Source organism: Micromonospora sp. NPDC007230, assembly GCF_042869115.1.
GTDB lineage: Bacteria > Actinomycetota > Actinomycetes > Mycobacteriales > Micromonosporaceae > Micromonospora.
This window is the reverse complement of the sequence record NZ_JBIAFE010000002.1, coordinates 91,850-115,635: the sequence shown is the minus strand read 5'-3', so window position 1 is coordinate 115,635 and position 23,786 is coordinate 91,850. Positions and strand designations below refer to the sequence as shown.

At 71.7% G+C, this 23,786-nt stretch carries 19 protein-coding genes; 7 read left to right on the top strand and 12 right to left on the bottom strand.

Annotation, left to right across the window (positions count from 1 at the left end):
* Positions 1-47: 47 nt before the first annotated feature.
* Both ACFYML_RS03665 and ACFYML_RS03660 read right to left on the bottom strand, forming a co-directional pair.
* Positions 48-806 (bottom strand): SGNH/GDSL hydrolase family protein, encoded by a 759-nt coding sequence (locus ACFYML_RS03665; RefSeq protein WP_387419113.1) that lies wholly within the window; start codon positions 804-806, stop codon positions 48-50.
* Entirely contained in the window at positions 806-2,296 is a 1,491-nt protein-coding gene (locus tag ACFYML_RS03660; protein ID WP_387419112.1) for a phosphatidylglycerol lysyltransferase domain-containing protein, read from the bottom strand. Before ACFYML_RS03660 ends, ACFYML_RS03665 begins: the two co-directional genes overlap by 1 nt.
* A 439-nt stretch (positions 2,297-2,735) precedes the next feature.
* Between ACFYML_RS03660 and ACFYML_RS03655 the strand changes: the two genes are divergently transcribed.
* Both ACFYML_RS03655 and ACFYML_RS03650 read left to right on the top strand, forming a co-directional pair.
* The gene (locus ACFYML_RS03655) at positions 2,736-3,767 is read left to right on the top strand and encodes a hypothetical protein (RefSeq protein ID WP_387419111.1); all 1,032 of its coding nucleotides are present in this window, start codon (positions 2,736-2,738) and stop codon (positions 3,765-3,767) included.
* A gap of 9 nt (positions 3,768-3,776) precedes the next feature.
* Positions 3,777-4,814: an alpha/beta hydrolase gene (locus ACFYML_RS03650; RefSeq protein WP_387419110.1), complete on the top strand. Its 1,038-nt coding sequence runs from the start codon at positions 3,777-3,779 to the stop codon at positions 4,812-4,814.
* Positions 4,815-4,842: 28 nt separating this feature from the next.
* Here ACFYML_RS03650 and ACFYML_RS03645 read toward each other — a convergent pair whose 3' ends face one another.
* Complete coding sequence (locus ACFYML_RS03645) at positions 4,843-7,263, bottom strand: beta-galactosidase (RefSeq protein ID WP_387419109.1); 2,421 nt, start codon at positions 7,261-7,263, stop codon at positions 4,843-4,845.
* Positions 7,264-7,382: 119 nt separating this feature from the next.
* Between ACFYML_RS03645 and ACFYML_RS03640 the strand changes: the two genes are divergently transcribed.
* From ACFYML_RS03640 to ACFYML_RS03620, 5 genes are read left to right on the top strand one after another with little or no spacing between them, the layout of a single operon-like run.
* Positions 7,383-8,414, top strand: a complete 1,032-nt coding sequence (locus tag ACFYML_RS03640) for a LacI family DNA-binding transcriptional regulator (RefSeq protein WP_387419108.1) — start codon at positions 7,383-7,385, stop codon at positions 8,412-8,414.
* 42 nt (positions 8,415-8,456) lie between these two features.
* Positions 8,457-9,725 carry a sugar ABC transporter substrate-binding protein gene (locus ACFYML_RS03635; RefSeq protein WP_387419107.1) on the top strand — a complete coding sequence of 423 codons (1,269 nt, stop codon included), beginning with the start codon at positions 8,457-8,459 and terminating at the stop codon, positions 9,723-9,725.
* Between the two features lies 1 nt (position 9,726).
* Positions 9,727-10,689: a carbohydrate ABC transporter permease gene (locus ACFYML_RS03630; RefSeq protein WP_387419106.1), complete on the top strand. Its 963-nt coding sequence runs from the start codon at positions 9,727-9,729 to the stop codon at positions 10,687-10,689.
* A gap of 2 nt (positions 10,690-10,691) precedes the next feature.
* Positions 10,692-11,540, top strand: coding sequence for a carbohydrate ABC transporter permease (locus tag ACFYML_RS03625; RefSeq protein WP_387419105.1), 849 nt, complete (start codon positions 10,692-10,694; stop codon positions 11,538-11,540).
* Positions 11,541-11,569: 29 nt separating this feature from the next.
* Entirely contained in the window at positions 11,570-13,114 is a 1,545-nt protein-coding gene (locus ACFYML_RS03620; RefSeq protein ID WP_387419103.1) for a DUF3131 domain-containing protein, read from the top strand.
* A 147-nt stretch (positions 13,115-13,261) separates the two neighbouring features.
* Here ACFYML_RS03620 and ACFYML_RS03615 read toward each other — a convergent pair whose 3' ends face one another.
* The 9 genes from ACFYML_RS03615 to ACFYML_RS03575 all read right to left on the bottom strand — a co-directional run bounded on the left by ACFYML_RS03615 (position 13,262) and on the right by ACFYML_RS03575 (position 23,769).
* The gene (locus ACFYML_RS03615) at positions 13,262-15,115 is read right to left on the bottom strand and encodes a xylan 1,4-beta-xylosidase (protein ID WP_387419102.1); all 1,854 of its coding nucleotides are present in this window, start codon (positions 15,113-15,115) and stop codon (positions 13,262-13,264) included.
* A gap of 213 nt (positions 15,116-15,328) precedes the next feature.
* Positions 15,329-16,822, bottom strand: a complete 1,494-nt coding sequence (locus tag ACFYML_RS03610) for a mannitol dehydrogenase family protein (RefSeq protein WP_387419101.1) — start codon at positions 16,820-16,822, stop codon at positions 15,329-15,331.
* Positions 16,819-18,336 (bottom strand): UxaA family hydrolase, encoded by a 1,518-nt coding sequence (locus ACFYML_RS03605; RefSeq protein ID WP_387419098.1) that lies wholly within the window; start codon positions 18,334-18,336, stop codon positions 16,819-16,821. The genes ACFYML_RS03610 and ACFYML_RS03605 overlap by 4 nt, the downstream gene beginning before the upstream one ends.
* Entirely contained in the window at positions 18,333-19,283 is a 951-nt protein-coding gene (locus tag ACFYML_RS03600) for a sugar kinase (RefSeq protein WP_387419097.1), read from the bottom strand. Before ACFYML_RS03600 ends, ACFYML_RS03605 begins: the two co-directional genes overlap by 4 nt.
* On the bottom strand, positions 19,280-19,594 hold the full coding sequence (locus ACFYML_RS03595) for a hypothetical protein (protein ID WP_387419096.1): 315 nt from the start codon (positions 19,592-19,594) through the stop codon (positions 19,280-19,282). Before ACFYML_RS03595 ends, ACFYML_RS03600 begins: the two co-directional genes overlap by 4 nt.
* Entirely contained in the window at positions 19,591-20,484 is an 894-nt protein-coding gene (locus tag ACFYML_RS03590) for an ABC transporter permease (RefSeq protein ID WP_387419095.1), read from the bottom strand. The genes ACFYML_RS03595 and ACFYML_RS03590 overlap by 4 nt, the downstream gene beginning before the upstream one ends.
* On the bottom strand, positions 20,484-21,410 hold the full coding sequence (locus tag ACFYML_RS03585) for an ABC transporter permease (RefSeq protein ID WP_387419094.1): 927 nt from the start codon (positions 21,408-21,410) through the stop codon (positions 20,484-20,486). The genes ACFYML_RS03590 and ACFYML_RS03585 overlap by 1 nt, the downstream gene beginning before the upstream one ends.
* Positions 21,407-22,552 carry an ABC transporter ATP-binding protein gene (locus ACFYML_RS03580; protein ID WP_387419093.1) on the bottom strand — a complete coding sequence of 382 codons (1,146 nt, stop codon included), beginning with the start codon at positions 22,550-22,552 and terminating at the stop codon, positions 21,407-21,409. The genes ACFYML_RS03585 and ACFYML_RS03580 overlap by 4 nt, the downstream gene beginning before the upstream one ends.
* Positions 22,549-23,769 (bottom strand): extracellular solute-binding protein, encoded by a 1,221-nt coding sequence (locus tag ACFYML_RS03575; protein WP_387419092.1) that lies wholly within the window; start codon positions 23,767-23,769, stop codon positions 22,549-22,551. Before ACFYML_RS03575 ends, ACFYML_RS03580 begins: the two co-directional genes overlap by 4 nt.
* Between the last annotated feature and the right edge of the window lie 17 nt (positions 23,770-23,786).

Sequence of the window (23,786 nt, the reverse complement as noted above, 5' to 3'; positions counted from 1 at the left end):
CCGGGGCCACGTGTTCGTCGGCCCGGCGATCGCGGTGGCGGCCATGGTCATCTGCTGGCAGCCACGGCGGCGTTCGCCGCGCGGGCGATGAGTTCGTGGCCCACCGCGTTGGGGTGATCGCCGTCGTCAGCGAGCAGGTCGGTGGGGTCCTGGTCGCCGGCGACGCCCTTGAACGCCGGGTAGGTGGGCACGTAGAGTGCAGCCGTCTCAGCCGCCGCGTCGCGCAGGGCCTGGTTGACGTACCGGGTGGCGGTAGCCGACTGCGCGATGCCGGCATCACCGTACTCGGCAAGCCCCACGGAGCCGTCCTTGACGACGTTCCAGTAGCCGAGCACGAGCACCGTGACGGGACCGTCGTGCAACTCGCGGATCCGGTCAATCGTGGCGGCCACATTGGCGCCGACTCGCGCCGCGACTCGCCGATAGGTTGCGTCGTCGCCGTCGGCGTCGAACGCGGCGGCCAGATCGTTGGCGCCAACCATGATCATGATGATGCCAGCCTGGCGCAGGTCCTCGTGCGTATCAGGGGATTCGAGCTGCGCCCACACATCGTCGGAGCTGAAGCCGCCGCGCGCGAGGTTGACGGATGGGACGGCGGGCACCTGCATGCGGGCGTACAGGTCCGGGAAGGGCACGCAGTCGCAGGCCGACCCAGCCGGCACGGAGTCGCCGAGCGCGACCACCGCACCCGCGGCGGGCTTGGCTGCGGGCGGCGGCGGTTCGCCGCCGCTGATCGCAGTCGACAGGAGCATGGCGATCGCAGCGGCGCGTCGCAGGGCGGTGCGTCGCCGCGCCCCTTCTGCCATCACCTCACCCCGAGCGGTTCGAGGGATGGCGCGCAGGCGTCGCCGTCTGCGCGCCGCGCACTGCGCCACCCGGTCGGCAGGAACGCCTCCGCCTTCAGTACGGCCATGGCGATCCGGGGCAGGTCGCGGGCAGTGGGGAAGCACAGGTAACGCGGCTGCCACGCCGGCTGGTACTTGGCGTTCGCCCGGTACAGCGACTCGATCTGCCAGAACCGGGAGGCCAGCCGCAGTAGCCGGTGCCAGATCCGCAGGACCGGCCCGGCCCCCAGCCCCTCGGCGCGGGCGAAGACCGAGCGCAGCACGGCGAAGTTCAGCGAGAGCCGTCCCACGCCCAGGCCGGGCGCCGCCTCGATCGCGCTGACCACCATGAGCTCCATCACGCCGTTGACCGCCGAGCGGTCGCCACGCATGAGGTCCAGCGACAGCCCGTCGTTGCCCCATGGTACGAACTGCAGGACGCCACGCAGCCGAGCGGCGCCGTCGCGGCAGAGCACGAGCACACAGTCGCCGTCCTGCGGGTCGCCGATGCGGGACAGCGCCATCGAAAAGCCGCGTTCCACCGGTCCGTCCCGGAACTGGCTCGCCGCACGTACCGCCTCCGCCAGTGCGGCCGGCGACAGGTCGCGCTGGCGGATCACCTCGCTGGTGTACCCGGCGCGCTTCGCGCGGGCAACCGCCTGGCGCACGGCGCGCATCGGCCGGCCCTCGAGGCTGAACCCGGCCGTGTCCACCACTGCCTCGTCGCCGAGCTCCACCACGTCCAGGCCGCTGCGGCGGTACGACCGTCCGCCGGACGGCCCGCAGCCGAGCACCGCCGGGGTCCACCCATGCCGGGCGCTGTCGGCCAGCCACGCGTCGATCGCCTGCGACCACGCATCCTGGTCGCCGATCGGGTCACCGGTGGCGAGGCTGACCCCGTTGATGACGCGATACGGCACCGCAGCCTTTCCCGATGGCGCCCACATCAGCAGCTTGTCCCGACGCAGGGCGAAGTAGCCCAGCGAGTCGGCCGCACCGTACCGGCGCAGCAGCTCGCGTAGCCGGTGGTCCTGTTCCGCAGTCCGCTCGTCGGCACCGCGCCGGGCGTGGCGCAGCATCAGCACCGTGGCGGCGCCGACCGCGAGCAGCCCGAACGCGCCGGTGGTGAGGCTGACGGCCTCGGCGCCCAGCGGGTGCCGGAATCGCAGCGGGCCGGGTGCGCCGACCAGACCGAGCGCGGCGTGCTCCGCCCACAGCCGCACGCCCGGCGTGCCGACCAGGCGGTTCGGCCGTAGGGCTATCTCCAGCATGCCGAGCGTGAAGCCGGCGCCCGCAAAGCCGGCGAACGCCGCCAGCGCGCGCCACGGACTGCGCGGATCGGCGACCGCCCGGAACTGGCCGTGCACCGCGACCAGCATGGCCAGCAGTGCGCCCGAGACCGCCGCCGCGTCGAAATCGAGCCCTTTGGCGATGTGCAGGACCATGCCGACGCTGGCCAGGAAGACGGCCAACCGCCAGGCGCTGCGCTTGCCCCGTCGCAGCCCCGCCCAAGTAGACCAGTAGCACCCCGCTGACCGCCGTGGCTGCGCGGGCGGTGAGGATGCCGGTGATCGGCAGGTACTCCGCCAGGGCCTCCAGCCCGCCACGACGCGGCGGCAGGAGCCAGGTGAGGATGGTGAACACGCCGGCCACCTGCACAAGCCGGGCCACGCCGGCCCGCGTCAGCGGTGGGCGTGGCCGCCAGGGCTCGCCGACGAATGCTGTGCCTCCTTGCGGCGCCATGGGGCCATCATCGGCCGCCTCGCTGAGCCCCATCAGCGTGCGCGCTGTGAGTGACCTGAGCGGCCCACACCGCCGCGTTCAGCGATCCTCCAGCAAATTTTGCAGCCTCTCTCAGCGAACGGGTGGACCATCAGCCCTACCGGCACGGCTCAGGGCGTGGAGGTGCACATGGCACTGACCGGCATTTCGTTGCTCGTCCTGGCGGGGCTGGCTGCCGTCGGGGCGGCCGCCGCAACCGTTGTCGGCTGGCGGCGGTTCGGCCGGCTCCGCATCCCGGTGCGGGTGGTGGGCGTGCTGCTGACCCAGGCCCTGGTGCTGTTGGCCGTGGGGCTGGCGGTCAACCGTTCCGCGCAGTTCTATACGAACTGGGACGACCTGCTGACTCAGGCCATCGCTGGCGGCCGTCACCATGCCAGCACGCCGGGCCAGCTGGACCAGTGGGTGCGCCAGCACGAGCACAGCGACTCCGCACAGCCGTTCGCCTTCGAGTGGCGACCGGACGGGTGGGCGGACTGGCACCTGGCCGCCCCACCGAGGGTGACCGTACCCGCCGACTACCTGCGCAACCCCGGCTGGCGATACCCGGCGGTGCTGGTCCTCAGCAGCGCGGGGGACGGGTGGGGCGATGCGGCCGAGGCTGATTTGGCCCGCTCGGCGGAGACGGCGGCAGGACCGGCTGTGCTGATCTTCGCCCACACCACCTCGGCAGCATCGGTACCGGCGCTGGCCATGACGTTGCCCGCCCAACTGAGCCGGGACCTGCGCGTCACCGGGCACAGCTGGGCCCTGGTGTCGTCAGCGCGGCAGGAGCCGCTGGCCCGCCAGGTGGTGCTGGCCGCGCCCGGCCGCTATCCGGCGCTGGCGGTGGTTCCCGTCGGTGCGGGGCGCGGCCGGCCCGCTGGCGCGGCCGCACCGCAAGGGCTGCCGGTGGGCGTGACGGTGGCCGTGCTGGGCACTCCGGCGCGTACCGCCACCGGCGGCCCGGCCGCAGTGCCTCGTGTCGGCTCCACCCGGCCGGCCGGCTTGGACGCGCTGCGGGCGGCGCTGCTCTGGGCGATCCGGCAGCTGCCTGCCCCGCTGCCCGAGCCCGCGCCACTGGTGCGGCAGGTGCGTACACCGCACGGCCAGGCCAGCCCGGTGCCGCCGCGCCGCCCCGCCCCGGTGCAGCCGCCCGTCGGCGCTGCCAACACGTCCGCTTAGGAGGGAAAGATGGCGCCGGACAGTCTCGCGCTCCTGGTGCTCGCCGTCGCGGCGGCGGTCGTGGCCGCCGTCGCGTTGGCGTTGGCTTGGGAGCGTGGCAGCGGATGGTGGCGGGTGGCGCTGCGGGCCAGCAGCGCCAGCCTCTGCGTGGCGACCGCCCTCGCCGCCGCCCTGGTATGGGTCAACCGCCAGGTCGAGACCTACACCTCGTGGTCCGATCTGACGGGCGCACCACCGGCCGCAGCTGCGCTGTCGGATCCGCCGCCGCCCGGCGGCGGATCCGGTGGACGCCTGGTCAACCTCACCGTCCCCGGTAGGGCCAGCGGTCTCTCGCTGCCGGTGACGGCGTACCTGCCGGCCGCCTACGACGCGCGCCCCGCCGCCCGCTTCCCGGTCATCGAGGCGCTGCACGGCTACCCGTCGTCACCGATGGGGTGGACAAAAACCCTGCACGCACCCGAATACCTGGACCGGGAGATCGCCGCCGGTCGGATGACACCGACCGTGGTGCTGTTCCCGTACATAACGCCCAACGAACTGCTGGACACCGAGTGCACCAACCTCAGCCACGGACCGCAGGCCGAGACGTACCTGACCGTCGACGTGCCGGCGGCCGTCAAGAGCCACCTGCGCGTACGGACCGACCGGGCCGGCTGGGGGCTGATCGGCTATTCGGCGGGCGCCTTCTGTGCCGCCAACCTGGCCCTGCGCCACCCGACCGGATACGCAGCCGCAGCGAGCCTCTCCGGCTACACCACCCCAGGCATCACCGTCGGGGACGGCTCCGAGAACACGCTGAACAACGATGCCTGGCGTTTGCAGCACCTACCGCCACCCGCCATCGCGCTTTACCTTGGCTGCGCCCGCGCGGACCACTCGTCGCTGCGCAGCGCCATCACCCTGGCCCGGCTGGCCCGCGCGCCGATGAGCGTCACCACCAGGTACATCAACGGCGGTGGCCACAACGCCGGTACCTGGCTGGCGATGGAGCCAACCGCGTTCGACTGGCTCTCCAGTTGGCTGGCCCGACCGCTGGCGGCGGGCTGACGCCACGTGCCCCACCGGGGAGCGGCGGTCAGCCGATTCTGACCCGGACCGGTTCGCCATCCGTGGCCCGGACGGTCAGGGTGGTTCGACCGCCGGCGACGGTCACCTCGCCCCGGTCGGCGTGTACCGGCCGGTCGGTGGCGAAGACCGCGACATCCTCGGTCTGGGTCGGCCGGAGCAGTACCTCCGAGCCGTTGCGGGCCACCAGTTCGCAGCTGCTCTCCAGCAGCGTGGCCGGTCCGACGCGGACCCCGGCGGGCAGCATCAGCCCGGCGCGGGCGCCGATCCGCAGCCGCCGGCCGGACAGTACCGGCTCGTCCCGGTGCCACAGGCTGAACTCGAGCGTTGACGGCGCGACGTTGATCAGGTGACGCAGCCGCTGGCCTGATCGGTCCACGGTCGAGGTGAGGAGCAGCCCGGGTTCGCCTGCGTCGTGCCGGAGCCGGGGCCGCACCCCGAGCCGGTCCAGCGCTGACCGCCAGAAGTCCAGGTGGCACGGGTAGTCGGTGGCGATCAGCACGGCCCGGCCGGCGCCCACGGTCACCTCGACGCCGCACGCCCGGCCGGAGCCGACCTCGGTGAGCAGCCGTTCACCCGACCCGGTGAGCAGTTGGGCGTAGCCGACCCGGACCTCGGCGGGGCGGGCCGCCCAGGCCTGGCCCACCACCGATGGGAAGTAGTGTGGGCCGCCCTCCAGCCAACCGTCCGCCCGCACCCCGAGCGCGTCGGCCAGCAGGGTGCACGGCGTGCCGTCGTGGTCGCGGGTGGGCAGCGGTCCGTGCAGCAACAGCCGGCCGCCGGCCCGCAGATGGTCGACCAGCCGCTGCTGGACGTCCGAGCCGAGGGTGGGGGCGGTGGCCAGCACCAGCACGGGCGGCGTGCCTCCCGGGCCCTGTGCTGTGCCGCCCGCCGGAGCCTGCAGGTTCACTGCGGGGAACGAGTAGCCGGCGAGCAGCAGCGCCCGCGCCAGTACGTCCCGCGCGCCCATGCCGCGGAACCGTTCCAGCTCGGCGACCTGCTCGGACCGGTTGGTGGACGCCGGGTGGTGGTACTCGGTCAGGTAGTGGTCGGGTACGAAACCGAGGGCGAGCCCGTCGTGTTCCTCGTCGCCGTCGGCGAGCAGGTCGGCCACCCCGCGTACGGCGTGCAGCGCCCGCCGGGCCGCCGGATACGTCGGGTTTAGCTGCCCCTCCGGGCCGACCGGGGCGGCGAAGCCGTGCCGCTCGCCGGTGAACGCGATCCGGTCGTTGCCGTCGCCGACCGGCTCGGCCAGCGGCGGGTTGTGTCCGCCGGCGAACAGGTAGAGGTTGAGCAGCCGGTTGCCCTGCGCCACGCAGAGCCGGGTCTTCAGGTCGATCGCCTCGGGCGGGTAGCGCGTCGACAGGTCCTCGCCGTAGTCGCCGTTGCCGGCCTCGAACTCCAGGCAGGTCAGTGGCTGGTCCCCGTCGTGCGCGGCGGCCAGGAAGGCGTTGGACACGTACAGGTCGGCGACGTTGCCGACGGTGAGGTCGCCGAGGTAGAAGTCCGAGCCGGAGGTGAGCTGCGGCTGCCCGCGGTACGCCTCCATGAGCTGGCTGATCCCGATCGGGAAGGTGCGTCCCCGCCCGCCGCCGGTGCCGTGCACGTTGACCAGGAAGGGCACCCCGGTCACTCCGTATCGCTCGGCGCTGGCTCGCAGCGCCGTCACGTACCGGCGGTAGCGGTCCCGCATGTAGCGCCCGAGGTCGTCGTGCAGGGCCAGGGAGCGTTCCTCGACCGGGGTACGCAGGGCGGCCGCCCACGCCGCCGGATCGGCCGGGTCGGCGCCGATCCGCGCCGCGGCGGCGTCCTTGCCGTACCGCTCGACGGCCCATCGTGCCAGGTCGGCGCAGAGGCCGTCGGTGAGGTCGGGGGAGTTGGTCACCCAGGACAGCATCCCGATCTCGTTGTCGAGTTGGACCGCCACCACGGGGCCGCCGCGCGGCGCGAGCCGCTCCGCGACCAGCGGCATCACCTGGGCGTACCAGCCGTCGGCCGCGGCGAGGAACTCCGGCGCCAGGTAGTCGATGGTGCGGGTGCTGATCGGCGCGCCGTCCCAGGTGGTGGGCAGCAGGTGCGGGTGCTCGTCGTACACCCGGTACGGGATGCCCTCGTTCTTGACCTCGGCCATGATGAACGGGCCGGGGCGGACCACGGCCCGCAGCCCATGCTGGTGCGCGAGGTCGAGGAAGCCGGCCAGGTCGCGTTGCTCGTGAGTACGCCCGGTCAGGTCGACCGAGCCGTCGGGCAGTTCGTGCCACAGCCACGGCACGTAGGTGGCGACGGTGTCGGCGCCGCAGTCGCGGAGTTGGTCGAGCCGGTCCGCCCAGTCGGTCCGGGCGAGGCGGAAGTAGTGCACCTCGCCGGCGAGCAGCAGCTCGGGCCGGCCGTTGATGAGGATCCTGCGATCCCGGAGCAGCACTTCTGTCATATGGGGCAGAGCTCCTCACACGGGAGATTGTGGATCAGAGACTTGTGAACTTCGTCTCGGCTGCCTATGGTCGGCTGAAACCGGTTTCTGTTAACCGCACGTTACGGATCGAGGGAGCGATGAGCAACAGCCGCATGACGGTTCGCGAGATCGCGAAGCTCGCCGGCGTCTCCGTGGCCACCGTCTCCCGGGTCTCCAACGGCACCGGCCAGGTCTCCGAGGAGATGCGCCGCCGGGTGCTGGACGCGATCGAGAAGCACGGATATCGCCCCGACCACCTCGGTCGGGCCCTGGCCGCGGGCCGGCACGGCGCTCTCGGCCTGGTCTTCCCGGGCCTGTCCGGCCCCTACTTCACCGAATTGATCCAGGGCTTCGAGTCCGAGGCGGTGCCGTCCCGGGCCAGCGTGCACATCCTCTGCACGCACCTGCGCTCCGACTCCGACGACCAGGTGCTGGAGATGGGCCGCCGGGTGGACGGTGTCGCCGTCATGGGCGGCACCATCTCCGACGAGACGCTGCTCCGGCTCGCCAAGATGGTCCCCGTGGTGGTGGTCGCCGGCGAGGGCCCCGGCGACATCCCCTCGGTACGCGCCGACAACGCCGGCAGCATGCTGGCGCTCACCCGACACCTGCTCGCCGACCACGACCTGCGCGACCTGGTCTTCGTCGGCAACCCGGCGGGCTCACCCGACGTCAGTGAACGCTGGGCCGCCTTCCGGCGGGCGCACCACGACCTCGGCATCGAGCCACCCGCCGAGCCGGTCGCGGTCAGCATGCAGCAGGCCGACGGGGTGCTCGCCGCCGACCAGTTGCTGGGCGGCGACACCCCCCGGCCCGCCGGGGTGGTCTGCGCCAACGACGAGATCGCCCTCGGCGTGCTGGTCGGCGCCCTCGGCCGGGGCCTGCGGGTGCCGCAGGACCTGATCATCACCGGCTTCGACGACATGCCGGCCGCCGCTCTCGTCACCCCCGCCCTGACCACCGTCCGGCAACCCGTCCGCGAGCTCACCGCCGAAGCGGCCCGGCTGATCCTGCGTGCCGCCGGCCAGCCCGGCGACACCCCTGCGGGCAGTCTCGTGCTGCCCACCGAACTCGTCCTGCGCCGCAGTTGCGGCTGCCCGGCGCCCCCGACCGGAGGCACCGGCAGGTGAACAGCTCACCCCTGAAAACCACCAACCCCCTGGAGGTACGACATGAGAAGTAAGCGGTTAGCCGCCGCGGCTGGGGTCGTCTTGGCCGCGTCGGTCGCGCTGGCCGGTTGTGGCCGTGACTCGGGCAGCGGCCAGGAAGAGGCGAAGTCCGTCGGCGCGGGCAAGGCGAGCGGGGACATCACCGTCTGGGCGATGGGCACCGAAGGCGAGAAGCTCGCCGAGTTCGCGAAGGAGTTCTCCACCGAGAACCCCGACGCCAAGGTCTCCGTGACGGCGGTGCCCTGGGACGCGGCGCACCAGAAGATCGCGAGCGCCATCGCCGCGAAGCAGACGCCGGACGTGTCGATGATCGGTACCACCTGGCAGGGCGAGTTCGCCAAGACCGGCGCGCTCGACCCGACTCCGTCGGATCTGATCAAGAAAGACGACTTCTTCCCCGGCGCCTGGGACACCACGATCGTCGACAGCACCTCGTACGGCGTCCCGTGGTACGTCGAGACCCGGCTGATCTACTACCGCAAGGACCTGGCCGCGAAGGCCGGATTCCCGGACGGCCCGAAGACGTGGGACGACCTCAAGGCCATGGCCAAGGGCATGAAGGAGAAGGCCGGCGCCAAGTGGGGCCTCAACCTCCAGCCCGGCAAGACCGGCAGTTGGCAGTCGGTCCTGCCGTTCGCCTGGTCCAACGGCGCCGACGTGGCCAGCGCGGACAAGCTGAGCTTCGACACCCCGGAGATGACCGAGGCGCTCGCCTACTACCAGTCATTCTTCAAGGAGGGCCTGTCCCCGACCGCGCTGCCGGAGGGCTCGCTCGAGCCCGGCTTCGTCAAGGGTGAGATCGGCGCGTTCATCTCCGGCCCGTGGCACATGGGCATCGTCGAGGAGCAGGGCGGCGCCGGCTTCAAGGACAAGTACGCGGTCGCGCAGATGCCGATGAAGAAGTCGTCGACCTCGTTCATCGGCGGCAGCAACCTCGCGGTCTTCAAGGACGCCAAGAACCGTGACGGCGGCTGGAAGTTCGTGCAGTGGCTGAGCAAGCCCGAGGTGCAGGTCAAGTGGTACCAGGCGGTCAAGGACCTGCCCGCCGTGCAGTCGGCCTGGAACGATTCGACGATCACCGGCGACACGTTCCTGACCGCGTTCGGCCAGCAGCTCAAGAGTGCCAAGGCACCGCCGGCGATCACTACCTGGGAGCAGATCGCGGCCGCGTTCGACCTCGAGGTCGAGAAGCTGTGCAAGCAGAACGTCGATCCGGCCGCGACGGCGAAGGCGATCCAGCAGCAGGCGAGCGCCATCGGGACCGGGAGCTGACATGACCGGCGCCTCCGCGGCGACGGCACCGGCGCGACCGGCCGGGGCGACCAGCCCCGACCGGCCCGCCGGGTCGGTCCGGCGGCGTCAACGCCTGCGGCGGGCGCTGACCGGCTGGGCCTTCTCCGCGCCCTTCACCGTGTTGTTCCTCGTGTTCATGGCGCTGCCGGTGGTGGCGTCGCTGGTCATGAGCTTCACCGATCTGCGCTCCACCGATCTGCGCAACCCGCTCGCCGTCAACGTCGTCGGCATCGACAACTACACCCGCCTGTTCTCCGACGACCTCTTTCTGCGGTCGTCGGTCAACACGCTGGCCTTCGTCGTCGTCGGGGTGCCGCTGACCATGGTGCTGGCGTTGGCGGCGGCGACGGCGCTCAACTCCGGGCTCGTACGCTTCCGCGCGCTGTTCCGGGTCGGCTTCTACCTGCCGGTCGTGACCAGCATCGTGGCGATCGCGGTGGTCTGGCGCTTCCTGCTCGACCCCGAGATCGGGCTGGTCAACAACCTGCTGCGACTGGTCGGGGTCGACGGGCCGAGCTGGCTGTTCGACACCAGGCTCGCGCTGCCGTCGCTGATCGTCATGGCGGCGTGGCGCAACTTCGGCTTCCTGATGGTGATCTTCCTGGCCGGACTCCAGGCGGTGCCGGCCGACCTCTACGAGGCGGCGACGCTCGACGGCGCGACACGGTGGCAGCAGTTCCGCAACGTCACCCTGCCGATGCTTCGGCCGACGCTGCTCTTCGGCGGGGTGATCACCGGCATCGGCTACCTCCAGCTCTTCGAGGAGCCGTTCGTCATGACGCAGGGCGGCCCGCTCTCCTCGACGCTGTCGGTGTCGTTCCACATCTACAACCAGTTCGGCTTCGGCAACTACGGCTACGCGGCTGCCGCCAGCTACGTGCTCTTCCTGGCGATCGTGGCGCTGTCGGTCGTGCAGTTCCGCCTGCTGGGGGAGAGGAACTGACGATGGTCGAAAAGGACACCGCCTTGCGTACCCGTGACCGGGTCGCCAAGACCGTGCTCTACGTCGTCCTGGTCCTCGGGCTGCTCGCCGTGGCCGGACCGTTCGTCTGGATGGGGCTCTCGTCGCTCAAGCCGGAACGGGAGATCCGCCAGGTGCCGCCGACCTGGTGGCCCGAGACGTCCACGCTCGACAACTTCCGCGAGCTGTTCTCCCGGCTGGACTTCCCGCTCTACTTCTTCAACTCGGCGCTGGTCGCGACCCTGGTCACGGTCGGTAACCTGCTGTTCTGCTCGCTCGTCGGGTACGCGCTGGCCAAGCTGCGGTACCCCGGCAAGCGAGTGCTCTTCCTGGCCGTGCTCGGCATGCTCATGGTGCCTGGCATGGTGACCTTCGTCCCGCAGTTCGTGCTGGTCAGCAACATGGGCCTGACCAACACGTACGCCGGCCTGATCCTGCCGTTCCTCGTCGGACCGTTCGGCGTGTTCCTCATGCGGCAGTTCCTCCAGTCGATCCCCGACGAGCTCATCGAGGCGGCCCGGGTCGACGGCGCCGGCGAGTTCCGGATCTTCTGGCGGGTGGTGCTGCCCCTGTGCCGGCCGGCACTGGCCACCCTCGGGATCCTCACGTTCCTCGCTTCCTGGAACAACTTCCTGTGGCCCCTCGTGGTCGCCACCACGGAGGACAAGTACACGTTGCCGGTCGCCCTCGCGCTCTACAGCGTCGGCGAGAACGAACGCAACTACGGTCTGCTCCTCGCGGGAGCCGTCGTCGTCGTGCTTCCGGTGCTCATCGTGTTCCTGCTCCTCCAGCGGCACTTCCTGCGCGGCATCGCGACCACTGGAATCAAATAGTCCATCCCCGGAACCAGACAAGGAGACCCATGCGACGCCTTCTCGCACCACTCCTCGCGCTGGCACTCGTGCTGGCAGGCGGCTCGGCCGCCGTCGCGGCACCCGACGAGCGCGGCGCCGACCGGGCACTGCTCGGCTATGCCAAGGACACATGGCGGTCGATGGTCGCCATGACCGACCCCGGCACCGGCCTGGTCGCCGACAACATCACCGGTGACCTGGCCGCGGGCGGCCGCTCCACCTACACGTCCCCCACCAACATCGGCGGATACATGTGGTCCGCGGTGGTCGCCCGCGAGCTCGGCATCATCTCCAAGGCGGAAGCCCGCGACCGGATCGCCAAGACCCTCGACACGCTCGCCGGGCTCAAGCACCACACCGCGTCAGGCATGTACTACAACTGGTACGACCCGCGGGACGGCTCCGTCGTCACGGTCTGGCCCGACAACGGCAGCACCGTCTACCCGTTCCTGTCCAGTGTGGACAACGGCTGGCTCGCGGCCGCGCTCAACGTGGTCAAGGGCGCCGTGCCGGAGCTGCGTGGCAAGGCCGACGCGATCCTGCGGAAGATGAACTTCGGCTTCTACTACAACCCGGCGGCGGCCACCCCGTTCGGGGCCAGCGGCCTGATCGCCGGCGGCTTTTGGGACGCGCCGCCCCCGGGATGCTCACGGCAGCGCGACGGCGTCTGGTTCACCTGCAACCACTACGACATCACGGTCACCGAACCGCGCATCGCGACGTACCTCGGCATCGCGATGGGCCAGATCCCGCCAAAGGCCTACTACAACACGATGCGCACCCTGCCGGCCACCTGCGACTGGAGCTGGCACGAGATGCAGCCGGTCGGCTTCAACACCACCTACGAGGGCGTTCCGGTGTACGAGGGCGCGTACCAGTACCGCGGCATCCAGTTCGTACCCAGCTGGGGCGGCGACATGTTCGAGGCGCTGATGCCCGACCTGTTCGTGCCCGAAGCAAGGTGGGCACCCAACAGCTGGGGCCGCAACCACCCCGCGACGGTCGCGGGCCAGATCGAGCACGGGATGAATGACGCCGGGTACGGCTACTGGGGCTTCTCCCCAGCCAGCGACCCGGCCGGCGGTTACATGGCCTGGGGTGTCGACGCGATGGGCATGGACACCGACGGCTACCCGTCCGATATGGAGCGCTCGAAGTACGACGCGGGGTTCGGCGACTGCCGCCCGGCCGGCCCGGACCCCGACTACGGCGACGGCGTGGTGACCCCGCACGCGGCGTTCCTCGCTCTCCCGTACGCCAAGGGACCGGTCGTCGACAACCTCGCCCGGCTCAAGGCCAACTTCGACTCGTACGGCCCCGGCGGCTTCTACGACGCGATCGCGGTCGGCAGCGGCACCGTGGCCAAGCGCCACCTCTCGCTCGACCAGGCCATGATCATGGGGGCGCTCGGCAACGAGCTCGCCAACGACCTCGTCCGCCGCGCGTTCGTCTCGCCGCAGTTCGAAGGCCGGATCCGTCCACTGATCGCACAGGAGACGTTCAACGTTCCGGCCAACCAGGACCTTCCGCAGCTGCGCCGGGCCGCTTCATGACGACGAGTGACATCGAGCCACAGGTGTAGCACCTGTCCAACCCGTGGATCGCGGCGTGCGTCGTTCGGTTAGCAAATGCCCTGGTCACGCTTGATCCAGGAAGTAGGCCCTCAGCCACCGGCTGAGGGCCTACTTCTCGGGCCTGCCTCAGGCCCCGAAGACCTCGACCAGCACCGCGCCGGGCTGCGGCAGGTCCAGCTCGATCACCGCGGCCCCGGCCTCGGCGACCGGCTGCACCTTCTCCACCGGGAGTTGGTCAGCGGCGCGCAGCGCGGCCCACTGCTCATCGGTCGGCCACTCGGCGACGCCCAACCGGTCCGCGAGGGTGGTGATGTCGCCGTGCTCCCGGTCGAGTCGGGAGACCACGGCGGGCCGGCCGGCCGCGCCGTCGATGACCAACCGGATCCGCCGGGCCAGCGCCGGATCACCATCCCGCTTGTCCTGGTCGAGGGTGGCCACCCAGACCAGGATCGCGAGGCTGCCATCGGCGCGCCGGCTGGCCCAGGTCTGCACCAGGCCGTCGGCGCCGTCGCCGGCGGCCCGCACCGGCAGTTCGGTCTCGCCGAGCTGGGCGAGCATGTGCAGGGCGTGGTAGCGCGGCTTGGCGATGCCGCCGACGGTGAGCAGGCCGAACCCGCCGTGCAGCAGCCTCGGCGGCCGGCCGAGTTCCTCGAAGTGGTCGCTGGCTACCCAGTAGGACAGCGCGTCGACCCGGCCGGCGGCCGACCGCATGCCGGTGAGCAGGAAGGTGGCGGCCGAGGTGCCGTCGTTGACCGGGTGGAAGTGGGTGGGGGTGACCCCCCACTCGGTCCACAGGATCCGCGCGTCGGGGAAGCCGAGGCGGGCCAGGGTGGGCCGCAGGTCCAGCGGCGGGCTGCCGTACGTGTGGGTGGAGACGAAGTCCACCGGCGCCCCGGACCGGGCGGCGTGCTCCAGCAACGCGTCCACCCAACCGGCGGCGGCCGACGAGGGGCCGCCCACCGGAATCCGCGGGTCGACGTCCTTGACCGCGCGGGCGGTCACGTCGTACAGCCGCATCCATTCTTCGCGGCTGCCGGACCAGAACACCTCCAGGTTGGCCTCGTTCCACACCTCGAAGTCCCAACCGAGCACCTGCTCGCCGTACCGGTCCAGCAGGTGGGCCACCAGCGCCCGGACCAGCCCGGACCACCGGTCCCAGTCGCGCGGCGGGGAGATGATGCCGCGGTAGGTGAAGACCGTGCGGTCCGGGTCGCTGGCCAGGTCGCGGGGCATGAACCCGATCTCCACCACCGGCGTCATGCCGATGCCCAGCAGCAGGTCGTAGACCTGGTCCACCCGGCTGAAGTCGTACACCGGCTCGCCGTCGACCTCGCGGTAGACGCCGAGGTCGTCGTGCAGGATCGAGTGCGCCCGCACGGTGGTCACGCCGATCTCGTCGCGTACCCGGCGGAGCGCGGCCAGCAGTTCGGCGCCGATCTCCCGGCCGCCGGAGCGGTCCCGGCAGAGCAGTTGGGACAGCCGCTCGCTGCCGATCATCGGCTGCCAGGGCCGGTGCAGGGTGGTGCCCGCGGCGTCCGCGTCGAGGTGCAGCGTGACGGTGGGCGGTTCACCGCCGGCCGGCAGGGCGGCCGCCGGGGCCGGGCCGCTCAGCGCGCCGGTCACGGTCACCTCGGGTACGGCGGCCACCGCATACGCGTACCGCTCGCCCGGGGTACCGGTGGTGTCGACGTACCAGGTGTCGGGCACGGAGAGCACGTCTCCGCCGAGGTGGTCCACCGGGGTGAACGGCCCGGACACCCGGTCGCCGTCCAGCGGGGCACGGTGCACCAGGTAGCCGACCGCGCCGTCGACGGGCTGCCAGGAGAGGCGGACGTGTCCGTGGCCCGGGGTGGCGGTGAGCCCGGCAGGCGGGGGCAGGTCGGGTAGCGCGGCCGTGCCGCCTTCGTCGCTGCGGCGCGCTATGCGGGCTTCCCAATCGGTCCGGGCGTCGGACGGCCGGGTTCCGCTGGGGTTCGTCACCGGGTGCCTCCTGGCGGTCGTGGTTGATCCGGTTTCGAGGACTGTAACCGGTTACCGTCGCCCGCGCGATCCCGCCAACGTACGGATGTGGTCCCTCGCGGGCTGGGCGGCGGCCGCTGCTCACCCCACGAGGGCTTCCTCCCCGCCAGCTCCTTGATCGCCTAGACAACCGACGGCGGCGCTGACTCCGCAGGGGACAGCGCCGCCGTCGGGTCAGACCGGCTCGCCCTTCAGCAACCGCGCGACGTGGTCGATCAGCGTCGCCCGGAAGCCGTCGTGCTCGGCAAGGTCCGCGCCGAAGATCTCCGGTACGCGCAGCAGCGAGTCGACGAGACGGTGCGGGTCACCGTCGGCCGGCGCCGCCGCGGCGCTCAGCCGGTCAGCTAGGGGATCGTCCAGCGGCAGCTCTCGCCCCCGCAGGTCGCGGCCCTGCGCGACGTACACCATCCAGGCCGCGACCGCGAGCGTCGCGTGCCGTGGCACCTGCCCGGCGGACAGGCGGTCCCGAACCGTGCCGAGCAGCCGCACCGGCAGTTTCTGCGACCCGTCCATCGCGACCTGCACCGTGCGGTGCCGCAGCGCCGGGTTGGCGAAGCGGGTCAGCACCTGGCGCCGGTAGTCGTCGAGATCAAGCCCGTCCGGCACCCGCAGGGTGGGCGCCACGTCCTGCACCATCAGCGCTTCGGCGGCCGCCGCGAGTCGGTCGTCGGACAGGGCGCCCGCGATGGTGTCGTGTCCCGACAGGGCGCCCAGGTAGGCGAGCAGCGAGTGGCTCGCGTTGAGCATGCGCAGCTTCACCGCCTCCCACCCGGCGACGTCCCTGGTCAGGACCGCGCCGGCGCGTTCCCAGGCGGGTCGGTCGGCGGCGAAGTCGTCCTCGATGACCCACTGGCTGAACGGTTCGGCGACCACCACGCCCCGGTCCTCGAGGCCGAGCATCCGGCGAGCGTCCGCGCGGTCCTCCTCGCTGGTGGCCGGCACGATCCGGTCGACCATGCAGGACGGGAACCGTACCGACGTCGCGATCCAGTCGGCGAGCCCCGCCGCCTGCGACGGCGGCAGCGCGTCCACGAAGTCGTCCACCAGGGCGCGCAGCACCTGCCCGTTTCCGGTCAGGTTGTCGCAGGACAGGATGGTGATCGGTGCGCCGCTCCGCGACCGGCGGTGCTGCAGCCCGCGCACCAGCTGGCCGACAGCGGTTGCGGGCGGCCGGCCGGCGAGGTCGGCCGCGACCTGCGGATCGTTCCGGTCCAGGCCGCCGGCGCCGTCGCGCCGGTATCCCTTCTCGGTGACGGTCAGCGTGACCACGCGTACGGCCGGGTCGGCGATCCGGTCGACCACCGCCGCCGGGTCGGCGCCGCCGAAGACGACCTCCCGGACGCTGCCGATGACGCGCAGCGAGGCCGCGTCGGCGGCCCGTTCGAGCACCGAGTAGAGGCCGTCCTGCGGCGTCAGTTGCTCCCGCACGGACGCCGACCGCTGGGTGACGCCGGTGATGCCCCAGTCGTCGCGGCCCGTCGCCGCGGCGGCCAGTTCGGTGAAGACGGCCTGGTGGGCCCGGTGGAACGCGCCGATCCCCAGGTGCACGATCCCGACGCGCAGCGCGCGCGGATTCACCTGCGGGCCGCGCCAGCTCTGGCCTGGCCCGGTGATCCGCTCCAGCGTGTCGAGGCGCAGCCGCTGCCCGGTTCCCGTCCCGTCGGTCACAGCACCGCTCCCAGCTGCCACGGCACGATCTCCTCGCCGCCCAGGCCCAGCTCCTCGCTGGCCGTGCGCCGGCCCGACGCCACGTCGAGCAGCAGGTCGTACACCTGGCGGCCCATCTCCGGCAGCGGTACGCCCTGCTCGACCACCGCGGAGCAGTCCAGGTCGATGTCGCCGGCCATCCGGGTGGCCAGCTCGGCGTTGGTGGCCAGCTTGACCGTCGGCACGGGGCGGCTGCCGAAGACGGAACCGCGGCCGGTGGTGAAGCAGATCAGATTCGCCCCGCCGGCAACCATGCCGGTCACCGAGACCGGGTCGTAGCCGGGGGTGTCCATGAACACCAGGCCCGGCCGGGGAATCTGCTCGCCGTACTCCCGGACGGCCGCCAGCGGGCTGTGGCCTGCCTTGGCGACCGCGCCCAGCGACTTCTCGAGGATGGTGGTGATGCCGCCGGCCTTGTTGCCCGGTGAGGGATTCGCGTCCAGCGTCGTGCCCTGCTGCCGGGTGTACTCCTCCCACCAGCGGATGCGCGCCATCAGCGCGTCGGCCACCGCCGGGTCGGTGGCCCGGGCGGCCAGCAGATGCTCCGCGCCGTACACCTCCGGCGTCTCACCCAGGACGCTGGTCGCGCCGGCGGCGACCAGCAGGTCCGAGGCGACGCCCAGGGCCGGGTTCGCGGTCAGGCCGGACCAGCCGTCGGACCCCCCGCACTGCAGGCCGAGGACGAGCTCCGCCACGTCGACCTCGGTGCGGGCCGCGCCGGCCAGATCGTCGATCATGCCCTGGACCAGTTCCACGCCGCGCCGCACCGCCGAGGATGTGCCGCCCAGCTCCTGGATGGTGTACGACGACACCGGTACGTGGTCGGCCACGCCGAGGTCAGCCATCAGGCCGGTCACCGTGTTGACCTCGCAGCCGAGCCCGACGACGACCAGCCCACCGATGTTCGGGTTGCGTGCGTAGCCGGCCAGGGTGCGGCGCAGCAGTTCCCAGCCGTCACCCTGCGCGGCCATGCCGCAGCCGGTGCCGTGGGTCAGGGCAACCACCCCGTCGACTCCGTCGACCTCCTCGGCCACGTCCTCGGTGAGCCGGGCGACCTTGCGCGCCACGGTCGCCGAACAGTTGACGGTGGTCAGGACCCCGACGTAGTTGCGGGTGGCCACCCGGCCGTCCGGCCGGCGGTAGCCGTGGAACGTCCGCCGCAGGTCGGCGGGCAGCGGCGCCGGCGCTGGTTGTCCCTGCGCCGTCCGGGCGGCGGTGTCCTGCGGCATGCCGAGGTTGTGCCCGTGCACGTGCTCCCCGGCACGGATCTCGGCGAGGGTACGCCCGATCACCTGGCCGTACTTGCGCACCAGCGCCCCGGCGGGCAGGTCCCGCAGGGCGATCTTGTGCCCGGCGGGCAGGTCACCACGCAGGGTCACCTCGCCCGCCCCGCGCACCACGACGGACGTCCCGTCCGGCAGCGCGGTGGTCGCCACCGCGACGTCGTCGCCCTCGTGCAACACCACCAGGCTCATCCCGGCACCTCCACTTCGGTTTGCGCGACCAGTCGGCGGGTCTCGTCGAGCGCCGGCAGGTAACCCGTGCCGCCGTGGCCGCGCAGCGACAGCGCCGCCGCGGCCGCGCCCAGCTGTATCGCGTCGGGCAGGGTGTCGCCGAGGGCGAGCCGGGCGGCGACGGTGCCGGCCAGCACGTCCCCGGCGCCGGTCTGGTCGACGATCCGGTCGGCGGGGTACGCGGGCACCTCGGTCCGCTGCCCGCCGTCGTCCAGCAGCACGCCGTCGGCGCCCCGGGTGAGGGCGACCGCTGCCGCCCCGAGCGCGCGGAACGCGGCGCACGCCTCGGCGGGATCCGTGACCGCGGCGCCGAGCAGGGCTGCGGCCTCGCGGGGCCACGCCGGTGTGACCAGCCGGGCGTGCGGGGCCAGCGCCCGCAGGTGGCCGGCGGCGGTGTCCGCGTCGACGAGTCGTGGCCGCCAGTTCGGGTCGTAGACGAAGCAGTTCGCTGCGCGTGCGGCTACCTGCACCGCCTCGAACGTCGTGGTCGAGATCGCGCAGGCGACGCCGCTGGAGAGCACCACGCCCGCGCGTTCGACGACGTCGGGCGGCACGTCGGCGGGGGACAGGCACGAGCCGGCGCTGCCACGCCGGACGTAGACGAACTCCCGCTGCCCGGACGGGTCGGCGTGCTGCAGGTAAAGGCCGTGCTGCCCCGGGGTGCGGATCAGGCACGACGCGTCGATGCCGAGCGCGGCCACCCGGGCCACCAACTCGTCGCCCAACTCGTCGTCGGGCACCCGGGCCAACAGGCAGGTGTGCGCGCCGGCCGCGGCGGCCGCGGCGGCGGCGTTCAGCGCGTCGCCGGAGAATCCCAGCCGCAGCGCCGCGCCGTCGCGCAGCGGTTCCAGCGCGGTCAGTTCGACGAGGATCTCGCCGAGGACGAGTACGTCCGGGGCAATGCTCATGGGTGCACCGTGCCGTCTTCGAGGGCGGTGTCCACGGTGACGCCCTCATCGGTGATGATCTTCAGGGTGACGAGGTTGCGGCCCGGGCAGGTACTCGTGACCGTGCCGAGGCCGACCAGCGTGCCGTCGGGCGCGCCGCGGCGCGCGTCGCGCACCGCGCTGGCCCAGTCCGGGGTCGTCGCGGTCAGCTCGACCACGCGCAGGCCGTGACCGAACATGGTGGCGGTGGCGGCCCTGGCCTCGGCCGCCGTCGGCAGCCGCAGCACCGGCAGGACCCGCTGCCCGCGCAGCAGCGTGATCAGGTCGGTCACGAGTCTGGCTCCTCCTTGACCCGGGCGACCAGCTGCGTCGGGTTGACGTAGCGCAGGCTGACCACGAGCAGCACCAACATCATGGATGTGTAGATCACGGCCATGGCGTCCACCGACTGCTGTGCCCGGATACCCGCCGCGGACATGGAGTAGTACAGGGCGACCACGAGGGTCTGCGAGTCCGGGCCGGCGGTGAGGAACGTCAGCTCGAACATGCCCACGGTGCGCACCAGGACGAGGATGGCCGAGGCGAGCATCCCGGGCAGCAGCAGCGGCGACAGCACCCGGAGGAACACCGACCACAGCCCGGCGCCGCACATCCGGGCGGCACTTTCGATCCGCGGGTCGATCTGCTCGATGAACGGCGTCATCGTGAGGATCACGAACGGCACCGACGGCACGAGGTTCGCCAGCACGACGCCGGAGAGGTGACCGGCCAGGCCGAACTTGTAGAGCACCGTCGCCAGTGGAATGCCGTAGGTGATCGGCGGCATCAGGATCGGCAGCAGGAAGACCAGCAACGCCAGCCGCTTGCCGGGAAAGTTGCGCCGGGCCAGCACGTACGCTGCCGGCACCCCGACCACCAGCGACAGCGCCACGACCAGCAGGGAGACCTGCAGGGTGACCACGATGACGTCGAAGAGCGCGAACTCGTGCCACGCCTGCCCGTACCACTTGGCGGTGTAGCCGTCGGGGAGCCAGGTGTCGAACCAGCGCTGGCCAAAGGAGCTGACCAGGACCGATCCGACAACACCGAGCAGGTTGAGGAAGAAGAAGATCACCACGCCCCAGACCAGCCAGGCGGCGGGGCGCGCGACGATCCGCCGTCGTGGTCGAGGGTCGCCGGCGGCGATGGCGTCGCCGCGGTGGATGCCGGTGGCGGTGCTCATCAGCCTTTACCTCCCGTTGATCCGGTGTAGAGGCGGGTGCGGGCCAGCAGCACCACCGAGATGACGACCAGCTCGATCAGGCCCATGATCATGGCGATCGCCGACGCGTACGGGTAGTCGTACTGCTCGTAGGCCGCCTGGTACGCGGCGATGGAGATGACCCGGGTCTCGCCGGCCGGGTTGCCGACCAGCACGGCGGACGGGAACACGCTGAAGGCCAGCACGAACGTCAGGCAGAACGTGGTGGCGAGCCCTGGCGCCAGCAGCGGCAGGGTGATCATGCGGAACCGCTGCCACCAACCTGCGCCGAGCGTGGCCGCCGCGCGTTCCAGCGTCGGGTCGATGCCGGTGAGGTAGGACAGCACGAGCAGGAAGGCGAACGGGAACCCGGTGATGACCAGGGAGAAGAAGACGCCCCAGTAGTTGTGCACGAGCCGTACCGGCTCATCGGTGAGGTGCAGCGCGAGCAGCACGCGGTTGAACCAGCCGGTGGGGCCGAGGAAGTTGAGCAGGCCCTGGGCGGTCAGCACGGTCCCGAGCGTGATGGGTACGACCAGCAGGATGGTGACCAGCCGCTTGCCCCGGAACCGCCCCCGCATCCGGTAGGCGATGGGCACCGAGGCGAGCACGTTCAGCAGGGCCGCCGGCAGGGCGAGGCGCAGCGTGATCCACATGGTGTCCCGCTGGTAGGCGTCGCCGAAGAACCGCGCGTAGTCGCTGAACGGGCCACCCTCGGTGGGTTGGAAGGACAGGCCGAGGCCGTAGAAGAACGGGTACAGGAACAGCAGGACGACGAAGAGCACTGCCGGCGCGAGCAGCCACAACTGCGCATCGACGCCCCGTTCGGCCAGGCGGTGCCGCCAGTGCGCCCGAGGAGACTGCGGCGCACCGGCGGACGTTGTGGGGCGGGTTGCCGTGGCACTCATCCGACGAGCCCCGGTTCCTCGACCACCGCGTCCGCCGGGTCAACGGGGGCGGCGGGGGGCCGCTCGGGTGAGTCGGTCGGGAAGACCAGCAGCCGGTGCGGTGCCACGCGCAACGAGACCGCGTCGCCGGGGGCGAGGCGCTGCTCGGTGCGGACGTGGACCTGCAGGCCGGAGGCGGTGCGGGCTTCGGCCGCGAGTTCCCGGCCCTGGTACTCGACCACCTCGATCTCGGCGGGCACGCCGTCCGGTGCGCCCGGCTCGGCGACCCGGACGTCCTCCGGGCGGACCCCGGCGATCACCGCGTCACCCGGCGAGATGTCGCCGACCGGGTCGCCGACCAGCCGCAGCCCGTCGGCCTCCACCGTGACCAGGCCGTCCCGTACGGACTGGACCCGCATCGGCCACAGGTTGCGGTAGCCCATGAAGTCCGCGACGTGCCAGTTGCCCGGTCGGGTGTGCAGCTGCTCGGGCGACCCGATCTGCTGCACCCGGCCGCCCCGGAGCACGACCAGGCGGTCGGCCAGTGACAACGCCTCCTCCTGGTCGTGCGTCACGTAGACGGTGGTCAGTCCCAGCGACTGGTGCAGCCGGCGGATCTCGGTGCGCATCTCCAGGCGCAGCTTCGCGTCCAGGTTGCTCAGCGGCTCGTCCATGAGCACCAGCGACGGTTCGAGCACGACCGCGCGGGCGATCGCCACCCGCTGCTGCTGTCCGCCGGAGAGCTGACCGGGCAGCTTGTCGGCGTGCTCCTCGAGGCGGACGAGGCGGATCGCCTCCGCCGTACGCCGGCGGATCTCGTCCTTCGGCAGCCGCCGCATCCGCAGCCCGAAGGCGATGTTGCCGCGGACGGACATGTGCGGGAACAGGGCGTAGCTCTGGAACACCATCCCGAACCCGCGGCGTTCCGGCGGCAGGGTGTCGACCCGGCGCTCGTCCTGCCAGATGCTGCCCGCGGTCAGCGGCAGCAACCCGGCGAGACAGTTCAGCGCGGTGGACTTGCCGCAGCCGGAGGGGCCGAGCAGGGCGATGAACTCGCCCGCCCGGATGGTCAGGTCGAGGTCGCTGAGCGCGTCCTGGCTTCCGAAGCGGCGGGACACACCGTCCAGCCGCAGCTCGGAGAAGCCTGAGGTCGCGGTGCTCATCCCTGCTTCACCTTTCCGCTGCCGATCTCGCGGTCCCAGCGGTCGAACGCCGCGACGAGCGCCTTGGCGTCCAGCGGAACCTCGGTCGGGTTGTTGGCGATGAGCTGCTCGTACTCCGGACGGCCGAACTCCTTGATGGCGTCCTGGCTCTTCTGCGGCGCCATCGACAGGTCGACGCCCTTCACCGCCGGCCCCGGGTAGAAGTAGCCCTGGTCGAACGCCTTGGCCTGCTGCTCGGGGGTGAGCATGAACTTCAGCAGGGCCAGCACGGCGGCCTGGGTGTCGGTGGAGACGCCCTTGGGGACGACGGCGTAGTGGGCGTCGGTCACCCAGTGGAAGCCCAGCAGCGAGCTGACCTTCGCCTCCTTGGGCACCGTGCCGAGCACCCGCGGGTTGATGTCCCAGCCGGTGGTCGAGGCGATCACCTCGGCGGTCCCGTTGGCGAGGTTCTTCATCGTCTCGGCGGTGCCGCTGGGGTAGTACTCGACGTACTGGTTGAGCTCCTTGAGGTAGGCCCAGGTCTTGTCCCACCCGTTCACCGGGTCCTTGGGGTCCTTGTCGCCGAGGATGTAGGGCAGTCCCATCAGGAAGGTTCGGGCCGGGCCGGAGTTGGCCGGGCGGGCGTACTGGACCTTGCCCGGGTGCGCCTTCGCGTACGCGAGGAGCTGCTCGGCGCTGGTCGGCGGGTTGGACACCTTCGCCGGCAGGTATTCCAGGAGGGGACCGGACGGGTAGTAGGTGACCGTCACGCCCGCGTTGCCGGCCAGCTTCTGCATCGCGGCGGCCGGTTCCTGGTAGTCGTTCATTCCCGGCAGCCGGTCCGCGTAGGTGGGCAGCAGGTCCATCCACAGGTTCTGGTCGATGCCGGCGGCGAGGCCGTCGACGCCGGTCAGGACCAGGCCGATGTCGACCCGGTTGGCGTTCTGCTGCGCCTTGATCTTGCCGGCCAGCTCCGGGGCAGGCGACTTGGAGTAGGTGACCCGCGAGATGATGTCTGGGTTCTTCTGCACGAACTCGTCGATCATCCCCTGCGTCAGTTGCAGGTTGCCCGCCACGTCCAGGACGTTGAGCGTGACGGCCTTCTTCGGCTTGTCGGGCACGGGCGCGCTGCTGTCGCCGCTGTCCGAGCCGGGGCCGCTCGGCGCCCCGCAGCCGACGGCGAACGTGAGTACGGATGATGCGGTGGCAATCAAGGCACTGCGCCGGGTGATCCCCATGGAACGTCCCTTCCTCG

Excerpts from the sequence above, each read along its gene's own strand:
- ACFYML_RS03665 (WP_387419113.1), bottom strand. The coding sequence starts at position 806 with ATGGCAGAAGGGGCGCGGCGACGCACCGCCCTGCGACGCGCCGCTGCG.
- ACFYML_RS03655 (WP_387419111.1), top strand. The coding sequence starts at position 2,736 with ATGGCACTGACCGGCATTTCGTTGCTCGTCCTGGCGGGGCTGGCTGCC.
- ACFYML_RS03650 (WP_387419110.1), top strand. The coding sequence starts at position 3,777 with ATGGCGCCGGACAGTCTCGCGCTCCTGGTGCTCGCCGTCGCGGCGGCG.
- ACFYML_RS03645 (WP_387419109.1), bottom strand. The coding sequence starts at position 7,263 with ATGACAGAAGTGCTGCTCCGGGATCGCAGGATCCTCATCAACGGCCGG.
- ACFYML_RS03640 (WP_387419108.1), top strand. The coding sequence starts at position 7,383 with ATGAGCAACAGCCGCATGACGGTTCGCGAGATCGCGAAGCTCGCCGGC.
- ACFYML_RS03635 (WP_387419107.1), top strand. The coding sequence starts at position 8,457 with ATGAGAAGTAAGCGGTTAGCCGCCGCGGCTGGGGTCGTCTTGGCCGCG.
- ACFYML_RS03630 (WP_387419106.1), top strand. The coding sequence starts at position 9,727 with ATGACCGGCGCCTCCGCGGCGACGGCACCGGCGCGACCGGCCGGGGCG.
- ACFYML_RS03625 (WP_387419105.1), top strand. The coding sequence starts at position 10,692 with ATGGTCGAAAAGGACACCGCCTTGCGTACCCGTGACCGGGTCGCCAAG.
- ACFYML_RS03620 (WP_387419103.1), top strand. The coding sequence starts at position 11,570 with ATGCGACGCCTTCTCGCACCACTCCTCGCGCTGGCACTCGTGCTGGCA.
- ACFYML_RS03605 (WP_387419098.1), bottom strand. The coding sequence starts at position 18,336 with ATGAGCCTGGTGGTGTTGCACGAGGGCGACGACGTCGCGGTGGCGACC.
- ACFYML_RS03600 (WP_387419097.1), bottom strand. The coding sequence starts at position 19,283 with ATGAGCATTGCCCCGGACGTACTCGTCCTCGGCGAGATCCTCGTCGAA.
- ACFYML_RS03590 (WP_387419095.1), bottom strand. The coding sequence starts at position 20,484 with ATGAGCACCGCCACCGGCATCCACCGCGGCGACGCCATCGCCGCCGGC.
- ACFYML_RS03585 (WP_387419094.1), bottom strand. The coding sequence starts at position 21,410 with ATGAGTGCCACGGCAACCCGCCCCACAACGTCCGCCGGTGCGCCGCAG.
- ACFYML_RS03580 (WP_387419093.1), bottom strand. The coding sequence starts at position 22,552 with ATGAGCACCGCGACCTCAGGCTTCTCCGAGCTGCGGCTGGACGGTGTG.
- ACFYML_RS03575 (WP_387419092.1), bottom strand. The coding sequence starts at position 23,769 with ATGGGGATCACCCGGCGCAGTGCCTTGATTGCCACCGCATCATCCGTA.